This is a genomic window from Aquimarina aggregata, from assembly GCF_001632745.1.
GTDB classification, from domain to species: Bacteria; Bacteroidota; Bacteroidia; order Flavobacteriales; family Flavobacteriaceae; genus Aquimarina; species Aquimarina aggregata.
The window spans coordinates 26,031-37,384 of sequence record NZ_LQRT01000010.1 but is presented as its reverse complement, the minus strand read 5'-3'; the positions used below and the strand labels follow the sequence as shown (position 1 = coordinate 37,384).

Genomic DNA, 11,354 nt, shown 5'->3' with positions numbered 1-11,354 from the left:
ATTATGGATATCAATAAAAAAAACCGAACAGAACTCAAAGCGTATTTCAATGTAAATGATATACCTACCGAAAAAGAGTTTGCAGATTTTATAGATGCCGGTATTAACCAGGCCGAAGATAACATTATCAAAGAACAAGGCAGCCCTTTAGCAATACAAGCCGAAGGAGGAGATGTAGGTACACAGGAGATTTTAGACCTATACACAAGTTTTGGAAATAATAACCCCAATTGGTCATTTAACCTTAACCCAAGAGTAAAGTCAGAGGATCCAAATAGCAGTCAATCTGGATTTAATATTAAGGATGCTACAGGAGAGAGCCGGTTGTTTATTAAATCAGGAGACGGCAGTATAGGTGTGGGAACCATAGATCCCGAATCCAAATTAACCATACGAGGAAATAATGACGCTTCATTATTATCGGTAATTGATACTACTGGCCAGCATACCAAAATCCTTGAAATAACCCAAAAAGAAGGCGTTTCTATAAAGGGGTCATTGAATGTAGATGGAGATTTTACCTCCAAAAATATAAAGGCTGTTGCTGCCAATCAAGATTTGGGTAATGACGCAGCAAGCGATGAAAAAGTACCTTCACAAAAAGCAGTAAAAGCCTATGTGGATACCCGTCTTCCTAAAGGATTGATCTCTATGTGGTCGGGAATCGATATACCCAGAGGATGGGGGTTATGTGATGGAACCAATAATACTCCAAACCTGTCTGGAAAATTTATTGTAGGACTTGATAAAAATAAAAAGGACTATAATAAAATAGGGAATACAGGGGGGGCAGAAACTGTGAAATTGAAGGAAGCCGAGTTACCATCGCATACGCATTTAGATAAAGGGCATGGACATAGTATTATAGATCCTGGTCACAATCATAATAATGGTTCTTTTAACCGCCTAGTAACACAAACCGGCAATAATACCCATAAGGGAACCGATAGTAGAAATGATAAAGGTAAGGAGTTTGATCTAAGAAATTCTCAAATAATTAAGGAAAACAAAACAGGTATTTCAATCGTACAAGATAAAGCAAATTTGGAGCAAACAGGTGGTAATATGCCCCACGAAAATCGACCTCCTTACTATGTATTGGCGTATATAATGAAGCTTTAGTCTAGCCTCAAAAAAACTAAAGAACAAATTGATGCCTTTGAGATCAAAATCTAAATACATTTCATGAAAACAAATCCAATTACGATACCTAAAGTATTACCAAAAGACACTGCATTAAGCTATGATTTCCTTCGTGAAGAAGGGATCAAACTCATACAAAAACTAAGTGCAGATACCTGGACAGATCATAATGCACATGATCCAGGAATTACCATCTTAGAGCAAGTATGTTATGCTATTACAGATTTAGCCTATCGTATTGATTATGATATCAAAGATTTATTGGGTAATAATGACAAAAGTTCATACAATGATTTATATAGTCCTGCTACCATATTAACCGTAAACCCTGTCACTTTGCTTGATCTACGTAAAATCGTAATGGACGTAGCCGGAGTAAAAAATGCATGGGTCGAGAAAGTATCGCAAGATCATTTGGGGAATGATAAAGAAAGAGAGATCATACCCAAAGGTCTTTATAACGTACTCATAGAAAAAGATGAATCTGTTGAGATCGCTGGTTTTAAATTGATAGCCGATGTAAGAGCAAGATTACATGCATCTCGTGGAGTGTGTGAAGATTTTGAGGAAGTTAGATTGCTAACTACGCAGCCGATAAACCTACAAGGAATTATCGAAGTTGCTGATACCGTAGACGATATCAATCAACTAGTTGCAAATATACTGTATAGAGTAGCTGCTCATTTTTCGCCTCGTATCCCTTTTTATACACTACAACAGCTCTTAAAAAAAGGAAAAAGAACAGATGAGATCTTTGAGGGACCTACCCTTATTCATGGTTTTATGGACGATGACGAACTGCTTCGCCATAATCGAAAACAGGAAATCCAAGCGTCTGATATTATTCGTGAGATTATGGATGAAACTGAGGTATTGACCATTGATGATTTTTTGATAGGAACGGGAGCTAATACGATTAAAAGCTGGGTGTTATCTCTTGATCCTACCAAAACTCCAGTATTAAATTTTGATGAAACATTGAAGAAACTTTCTTTTACATCAAGAGGTCTTAAAGCCACCATAAATCCGGAGCAAGTAAAGAAGCTGTATAACCAAAAGAGCTTACAAGGATTATCAAGAGTGCTACCTGTACAAGAGCGAGATATAATAATGTCTGAAACCAAAGACAGGCATATAGAAAACTATTATGCGCTCCAGAATCAATTTCCTGCAAATTATGGTATTGGTACATCAGGGGTATCAGAATCTGCTCCCGAAAGAAGAAAGGCACAATCCAAACAATTAACCTCTTATTTGATGTTTTTTGAACAGCTACTGGCAAATCACTTTTCTCAAATAGCCAATTTCAAAAACTTGATGAGTTTTGATGGCGATGATAAAAGAACCTATTTCAATCAGTCTTTGTTGGGTACTGTTGTAGGCTTAGAAGAAGTACTGGACAGTAAAGAAAATTATGAAAAATACCTGCAAGAAAGGACGGCAGACTCTGTAGATGGCTTAAAACGTAAAAACAAGTTTCTTAATCACCTATTAGCACGGTTTAGTGAGAGGTTTACAGGTTATGGGATGTTATTACAAAAGGCTTCTAATATTCCGTATGAAGTAGATAAAAAACTAATCACAGATAAGTCGAACTTTCTTAAAGACTATCCAGCGATCAGTGCAGGACGAGGGCGCGCATACGATTATACCCAACAACATTGGCAAAGTAACAATATATCTGGGCTCGAAAAGCGAATTGCAAGAAAATTAGGGATAGAAGAGTATACTCGCAGAAACCTTGGGGATGGGGATACCGAAGGCTTTCATATGGTCGAGCATATTCTTTTACGCCCGCATTCTAAATATCCATATCCATTTGATGCGCAATATAGTGCTGTTGAGATTACCAAATTTGAAGCTGTAGAAAATACCAATCATACACGATGTATTTCTAAGGGGCATACCCTTAAAGAAGGTGAAGAAATGAGGATTCTGGAAAACGAACAATATAATGGTACATATACGGTAATTGCCATAGAAGTTGATCATTTTGAAATAGAAATTCCTTTTCAGGAATCAACTACTAGTGGTTTTTGGCAGCGTACGCTAGATATTAGATATTTTATTAGGACAGCACCGGTAGTTTCCTTTTCAGATTCTTCATCAGAGGTCGGTCATACATTCTGTACTGTGACAGAGCATAATTTGCAAAAAGGGGATCGTATAGAACTCACTGGTACACAACATTATGATGGGGATTATGAGGTAGTAAATATTACAGAAAAAGGTTTTGAAATCCCAATACCTTTTATTGAGAAAGAAACCTCTGGGAGATGGATGCCTATAGAGATACCTGCAGATCCCTATTCACTACAGTTAACATTTGTTCTTCCTAATTGGATGGAACGGTATCAAAATGAAGCCCTAAAAAAGTTTGTAGAGAACACCATACAAGAAGAAACACCTGCACATATCACAGCGTATATCCAGTGGCTAGACAAACCAGAAATGCAAATTTTTGACAAGGCGTTCCAGAGGTTTTTAAAAGAAATCAACAGGTCGTAAACTTGAATTAGAGTATTAGAACAAATCAAATCGGTATAACCTCGCTGTCAGGTCGAGCGGAGTCGAGACCTAACTAATTGGATAAAATGACCTCTCGACTCCGCTCGAGGTGACAGTATAAAGATCAAAAATAGTAAAATCACTAACAATCAATTATTTTTTTAACGGAGCTTAAACAATAGTAATACTGATACATGACACAGCATAAACACATCATAAATAAGCAAATCATCGAGATACAGCTACCAAAAAAAGCGGATACATTTGGTATACAGCAAAAGTTAGGCAAGCTCTATAGCGAACAGTTTACACCCATTATAGATAAGCTATTGTGTGATCGCTATGGTAATGATGTAGAGAAACGATATCAGATAGATCAATTAACTGTAGACTTGGGGAATGTACAAATAGAAAACCTAGCAGAAGTCTTTACAGAAAAATTTAGTGATGCACTAATTGCAATTGAAGATGCTGCCAATGAAGAAAGTGCTGCAGAAGAAAAAGAGGAGAAACCGCAAAATACACCTATACAAGTAGTGTCGTATTACCTCAAAAATGGTAGACTACCTTGGTGGTCCAGTAATACTACTAAAGCTTATGTACTAGAACAATTGGATCGACTCATTAAAACGCCAGATACTACTTTTACAAAACTTTTGGTTCAATTGCCTTTGAATCATACATATCTGGACCGTTTTTTATATACGTTTACAGAAGATCAAGTCCTTTCTTGCCTTCAACTATTAACTGATATTTCGGTACAAGGCTTATCTACGGTTAAAAAAGAATTACAAGATAGAATTTCAAAGAATACTAGAGTTACATATCTTACTATTGAAAATACCTTCTGGAAAACAGCTTTTACTCAGATAACTACGGCCAAAGACTATGAGGTTTTAAAAGAAAGATGTAGCCAGGAAACGCTTTTAGAACTAGGAGTTGATTTAAAAAACGAAGGCAAAGAAAATCGAAATAAAAATGTATACGTAATACGATCACTGGTAGGAAAATATAAAACACAATACTCTAGTGATACAGTTTGGCAGCAGTTTTTTCAGCAAACATCCAAACTAGTAAACGCCCCTTATTTTTATAAGTTAGATACTAATTTGCAAAGAGAATTAAAGCAATTGTTGTTGCGTCTTAATGTATCACAAAATAATAGTCAACAACCAATCAATACCGAAACCAAACTGCAACCGATCGCCAGATATCTTCAAATCGTAAGAGCTACGTTGAAACCTTTACAACAGGGCCTCAGCACGTCTGCTGAAATAGAAACATTACAATCCTCTTTTGAGGATGCGGATTTTATAACCATTCAAAATTCGGGATTAGTGCTCTTGTGGCCATTTTTGCAACGATTTTTTGAAAACCTGGAGGTGATGAAGGATAAAGCGTTTCACAATGAAACTGCTAGAAACAAAGCTGTTTGTGCTTTACAGTATGTATGTGAAACAGTAGATGCCGAATTTTTTGAAGCAATGCTTCCGTTGACGAAAGTCCTATGTGGGGTGCCCTTAGATGATATGATACTTCCTATACCGCTTTCCGAAACTGAAAAGCAAATGGCAGATGAGCTATTAAGTGCTGTAATAGCTCGTGGTCCGCACTGGAGAAATTTGTCGCTAGATGGATTTCGTACTTCCTATTTATCAAGACAAGGGTCATTGCGTAAGCGTGATGATCACTGGCTGCTGCAAGTGAAAAAAGAAACCTATGATGTAACTCTTGAGAAATTACCCTGGGGGTTTACTGTTGTAAAATTACCCTGGATGCAGGCAGTACTCATGGTAGAATGGATGTAATACTGCAAAATAATGGCAATAAAAAAACAAACTATGGAAACCACTATAGCAAATAAAAGAGCACTAAAACTGCCAATACTAGATACTAATCTAGTACAAAACGCAAAGGTATTAGAGAGGGAACTGGCATGGCTTAGAGAAGTTATTAATGTGCGTATAGCATTGCATTTTGGTCATGACACTTCATATCAATCGATAGATGAGCTAAGCGCACCTGATTTACCTACAAATAAAAGTGCTTATGGGGCTTTTGTACACGATCATAGGTTAAATGTAGCCGAGCGATTAGTGCTCATCCTTGCACTTGTGCCACATATAAAACCAGAAGTGTTGGATATTTTAATCAGTAAAAATCAGGATTACGATCGACGATTTAGTGAATTTGGTGGATTGTTTATCGATGGACACTCTGGATTGATTCCTACAGCAGAAACTGCGCTATTTATTCTTGCTGGTGATGATTTGGTAAAACGTATATCGTATCAGTATCTTTTTAAAACTGATCACATGTTCATACGTATGCGAGTAATCCCTAACGATACTGTTAAAAAAAGAGTCCCCAGATTAAGTGGTATATGGATGGTGGGATATGAGTATATAGACTATATAATTAGTGGGCAGCCATACGAGGCCGTGTACAGTGCTGATTTTCCTGCAGAACGTATTAGTACGCAACTAGCATGGGATGATATTGTACTCACTAGGAGTACAACGCAAAGTTTACAAGAAATACGTGACTGGATTACCCATGGGGGAATAGTAATGGATGAGTTAGGATTGAGTAAACAGTTAAAACCAGGTTATAAAAGTCTTTTTTATGGACCTCCAGGCACTGGTAAAACTATGACCGCAGCACTATTGGGTAAAAGCACAAACATGCCCGTGTATAAGATAGATTTAAGTATGGTAGTCTCTAAATATATTGGAGAGACCGAGAAAAACCTGGCAAAAGTATTTGATCAAGCTGAGCGGCAGAACTGGATTTTGTTTTTTGACGAGGCAGACTCTCTTTTTGGCAAGCGTACGCAAATGAATAGTGCTAACGACCGATACGGAAATCAAGAAATTGGGTATTTATTACAACGTATCGAAGACTTTTCTGGCGTAGTGATTTTGGCATCAAACCTTAAAGACAATATCGATGAAGCCTTTACACGTCGTTTCCAATCTATGGTAGCATTTAGTATGCCGGGGGTAGAAGAACGCTACAAGCTATGGCAACAATCTTTTTCACCAAAATTACCCTTAGATACAAATGTAGATGTATGGGGTATAGCAGAAAAGTACGAGTTATCTGGCGGAGTCATGATGAATGTAGTACGAAAATGTACCCTAAAGGCTATAACCGATAAAAAAGAAAGCATCCCGCAGCAAGAATTAGAAATGGCAATACGCCTTGAGTTACAAAAAGGAGGTATCATTTTAAGCTAAAAACTATGATAAAAGATAAAAAGAAAGTAAGAATACTCTCATTAGATGGTGGGGGAATAAGGGGGATTATCCCGGCACTGATTATAAAGTATGCAGAGGAATACCTGCAGAAAAAAGTACCGGGATCCACCATCGCAGATCACTTTGATTTTATTGCAGGTACTAGTACAGGAGGGATTTTGTCTGGTATGTATTTAACACCACAGTCAGAAAATAAAAATAAGGCAAAATACAGCGCTTCAGAAGCATTGGATTTTTATGTGGATGAAGGACCTAAGATTTTTAACGACTCAAGAGTGAGTAACTGGAAACGCCTGTGGGGACTTACTAATGCTACAGAATATAATCCTCGTAATCTCGAACAAGTGCTTAAAGAAATGTTTGGCGAGCTGGTCATGAGCGAATTGATAAAACCTTGTATGGTCACGACCTATAATATGAATACAAAATCTTCTTTCTTTTTTACAAGTATAGAAAATACATCAAAAAGAGAGTTTTTGGTGCGGGATGTACTACGGTCTACATCTGCAGCACCTACTTATTTTCCGCCAGCGGTAATAAAAAATAAAGCGCCAAAGCCCAAACTAGAGGAGACCCAAATGCGTAACATAGATGGGGGTGTTTTTGCCAATAATCCTTTGTTATGTGCCTATGCAGAGGTGCGTAATACACATTTTAGAGAACGTAATAATAAAGAACCATCGGCTAGCGATATGTATGTATTGTCAATAGGTACAGGAGCAGGAGACGCTATATTTAAAAAAACACAAAAAAGCCACAAATGGGGGTTGTTACGATGGGCAAAATCTATCCCAGAAATTATGATGGATGCTAGTATAGATACCGTTTCCTATCAAATGAAAGAAATATTCGATACCCTACAACCAGATGATCTTGGATCGTTGCTAAGAATAGATACACCTAATGAGGCTAAAAATTATGACTTAGATATGACGAATGCCTCTAAGGATAATATAAAAAGATTACTAGCAGCTGGAGAAAAAACACTAGAACATGCCAGAGCTAATGGGCTAGATGCCTTTTTAGATGGTCTTTTGGATATGGATAACAAGAATGTACAACTTAAAACCATGGCAGATGAAAAGACGAACAGATAAAATTCAAGAACCCCAAACCCCGATTACCCCAAAGGTTACTAGTGAGCCTAGTACCGGAGGTACGGCCCAACTTATGGATAACCGTACCTCCACTATCAATCAGCGTAAGCTACAGAATACGATGAATACTTCTACAGAGGGTAGCGTAAATCCAATACAACGAAAAGTAAACAAAACGGGCTTACCTGATAACTTAAAATCTGGCATCGAAAACCTCTCTGGATATAGTATGGACGATGTAAAGGTACACTACAACTCCAGCAAACCAGCACAGCTACAAGCACATGCTTATGCGCAAGGAACAGATATACATCTAGCATCGGGACAGGAAAAGCATTTGCCTCATGAAGCGTGGCACGTAGTGCAACAAAAACAAGGTCAAGTAAAACCCACCAAACAGTTAAAAAGTAAAGTAAATATTAATGATGATGCTGGTTTAGAAAAAGAAGCCGATGTGATGGGGGCAAGAGCTCTTAACCATAATACTGAACATAAGGTTGCACAAAAGCAAAATACCAAAAATTCAAATGATATACAGCTTAAAAAATCCACTCTAATCGATGATAAAGTAAATTTGATTCTTGAACAAAATTGTAAATCAGATTTGAATTTTAATGTAAATGGAAGTCAAAACCCAATTCAACGATTAGTCTGGACAGAAGAAATAATAGATCGAAAACACCCATCTCTTGATACTAAACTTGAAACGAGAACATGGAAGGAATTGGGAGAACTGAAAAAATTGTTAAAGAAATATGAGATTAAGTTTTATGAAAAACATAAAAATAGAGTTAGTAGGCTTAAGACTGTATTAAAAACAATAATAAATAAATCTAAATCAATTCATGATGATTTGATTGAAGATAGTTCTTTTAAAAGAACTATAAATATGATTTTAGAGGATGCAGAGGAAGAGAGAAGAACGTTTAATGAAATTACTAGCAAAAAAGAACCAGATTATGTACTTACAAACCCCAATAGTGATGTAGATGTAAAATTTGTTCTACATCCTTATGCAAAAGATTTGTATGACGAAGGTGATGTCGGTCAAGGATATTTTGGAGCGGTGGACTTAATAGATGGAAAAGTTTATTTGTTACCAGGTTATAATAAAGTGGTTAAAAAGGGGGTACCCAAAGAAGAATCTAAAGTACCTGAAAATTGGGAAAATCCAAGTAATATAAAAGAAACCTGGTCACATGGTATTAAAGCTATTGTTGCTGATCCCTTAGGACAAAATAGCGGACAAGGGCATGTAGCTTTGGCCACAACATACAGTTTAAACCCTAACGAAGGTAATTTAATAGGATTTGGAATCATGAAAGGGACTAAAGGTAAAATAAATCAATTTAGGAATAGATCTTCAAGTATGAATTTCAATTCTATTAATTGGGAAAATGAGGAGAGAATATCCTTATGGAGACAGCGAGGAATTCCAGATGTTCTTTCGAATAGACTTCTAGCTTTCTTACTTGAAACGTTACCTAATAAAAGAAATTATCTTAAAAACAAATTAGTTAAAAATTATAAGCATGATCAAAAAAAACTTTCAAAAACAGATCAAAATAAATACCTATATACTCTACAAACAGATCGAAATAATGCAATAAAACTATTATTAAGTTCTAAAACTGATCAACAAGAAATATTAGCATCTCATAAAAATGATAATGATTATGATCAAAATATTGGTAGATTTATAATATTAATAAAAGAAACAATTGCTTCTTTGAAAGAAGAGGACACAGAGAAACAATTAAACCAGGGTATTCAATTAATCGAATCAGTATTATCATCTAATGATATCAAAAATGAATACAACAAAAATTTTCTGGGAATATATAGTTTGAAAGAAAAATTTGATGAGGTTAAAGCTGGTTTATTTGATAAAATTATAGATTATTTTGATCAAATGAAAGAACCTATTCCTATTCAAATAAAGGAGTTAGGTCAAAACAATAATGTTGTAGTGACTGATACTATAAATACTCTTGATTGGACGGAAAATGAATTTGTTATGTATGACAACAAAAAATACAAGGTTAAAGAGGTTAGGAATAATGATAAAAATAAAAGAATATATACTTTAGTAGAAGTTGAAGTTGATTAAATAATAAACAACATCGATGCTCCCCCCGTTAGCATCTTCTGCCAGTGACGATAAGAGTATGGAACCTGATCGTACGTAAATGTTTTTCGTGTTACGTATGAGTAAGCGCCAAGAGTAAGGAAAAAGTAAAGGCGGCTTTGTTTGTAATAGATTTTAAAGTCATCATGAATCGCAAATATGTTAGAACAATTGTAGCAAGCCCAGACCTGTCAGGTTTTTAAAACCTGACAGGTCTAGTCAACAGCTCAGATTGCATGTATGAGTGTTGCTAATCTTTATATAAAAACCAAAGCTGCACATTATTTACACCTTTCTGCGCTGCGCAGGCGGGTGACTATGGTGCGCTGATTGATAAAATAGTTGCGCAGGAGAGTAATAAAAGTATTTTAGAGGATATAACTTCATAAGGGCTTGTAAAAACACGACACACTAAAGCTTATGCCGTCGTAAAAATTAAAGCTTTTGTCGTATTTGTAATAGTAAGGTAAGTAGTTGTAGCTGTAACTTTGTTGCTCTCATAGTACATGTTAAAATTGACCAGCAAAACTAAAAATTACTACACATGAAGAAGTTTTACAAATATACAGCGACCCTTTTTGTTATTACTGTTCTATGTAGCTGTGCAAGTTATGCTCCAAAAGATAATCAACTTTCTGTGGTTTTAACAAATACTCAACAAGCGATAACAAATCTGGCAGAAAAAATACCTGCTACAGGAGAAGATAATCTTATACAAACCTTCAATAAATTACAAAAAAAAAGTGTAGAGTTAATACCTGCTCTAAAAGTGTGTAATCAGAAATATGCACTTACTCCAGAATACATGGCAACCTTAAAAGAAGCACAAAAAGTATTGCAACGCGTAGATAAAGATTTTGATACCATATCTGATAAAACATTTCTGCTAGAGGCCATTTTTTTGGATTTTGACGCCAAATTAACATCTATTACAAGTAGTGAAAAAAATGATGCAAATACCAAAATTAAAGTTACCGTAGATTCTAATGAGGATGAAGGGTATTTTGTTTTTGGAAAATTATCTTACGAAAAAGCATTGGATATAAAGCGTTTTCGATTTAACAGACCCACAAATAGTGCGACACAGGATTTTGTGCCAGGCTATTATTTGTTTTGGTTAGAAAAAGAAGATCTCATAGGAGAACCAGAATTGCACCTTATTATGAACAACGGTGAAGAAGAAGAGAAAAAACTAGTATTAAAAACTCCTAAATAAAA

Annotated in this window: 7 protein-coding genes; all 7 read left to right on the top strand. The window is 35.8% G+C overall.

What is annotated here, in order from left to right:
- Positions 1–3 precede the first annotated feature (3 nt).
- The 7 genes from AWE51_RS10795 (at position 4) to AWE51_RS10765 (ending at position 11,352) form a co-directional block, all read left to right on the top strand.
- Positions 4–1,122 (top strand): hypothetical protein, encoded by a 1,119-nt coding sequence (locus AWE51_RS10795; RefSeq protein ID WP_066313369.1) that lies wholly within the window; start codon positions 4–6, stop codon positions 1,120–1,122.
- A 63-nt stretch (positions 1,123–1,185) separates the two neighbouring features.
- Complete coding sequence (locus AWE51_RS10790) at positions 1,186–3,651, top strand: hypothetical protein (protein WP_066313367.1); 2,466 nt, start codon at positions 1,186–1,188, stop codon at positions 3,649–3,651.
- Positions 3,652–3,845: 194 nt separating this feature from the next.
- Positions 3,846–5,459: a contractile injection system tape measure protein gene (locus tag AWE51_RS10785; RefSeq protein ID WP_066313364.1), complete on the top strand. Its 1,614-nt coding sequence runs from the start codon at positions 3,846–3,848 to the stop codon at positions 5,457–5,459.
- Between the two features lie 33 nt (positions 5,460–5,492).
- Complete coding sequence (locus tag AWE51_RS10780) at positions 5,493–6,890, top strand: ATP-binding protein (protein WP_082832405.1); 1,398 nt, start codon at positions 5,493–5,495, stop codon at positions 6,888–6,890.
- Between the two features lie 5 nt (positions 6,891–6,895).
- The gene (locus AWE51_RS10775) at positions 6,896–8,008 is read left to right on the top strand and encodes a patatin-like phospholipase family protein (protein WP_066313361.1); all 1,113 of its coding nucleotides are present in this window, start codon (positions 6,896–6,898) and stop codon (positions 8,006–8,008) included.
- Positions 7,989–10,118, top strand: a complete 2,130-nt coding sequence (locus tag AWE51_RS26880; RefSeq protein ID WP_198403820.1) for an eCIS core domain-containing protein — start codon at positions 7,989–7,991, stop codon at positions 10,116–10,118. Before AWE51_RS10775 ends, AWE51_RS26880 begins: the two co-directional genes overlap by 20 nt.
- Before the next feature lie 562 nt (positions 10,119–10,680).
- Positions 10,681–11,352, top strand: a complete 672-nt coding sequence (locus AWE51_RS10765) for a hypothetical protein (RefSeq protein ID WP_066313355.1) — start codon at positions 10,681–10,683, stop codon at positions 11,350–11,352.
- The last annotated feature ends 2 nt before the right edge of the window (positions 11,353–11,354 follow it).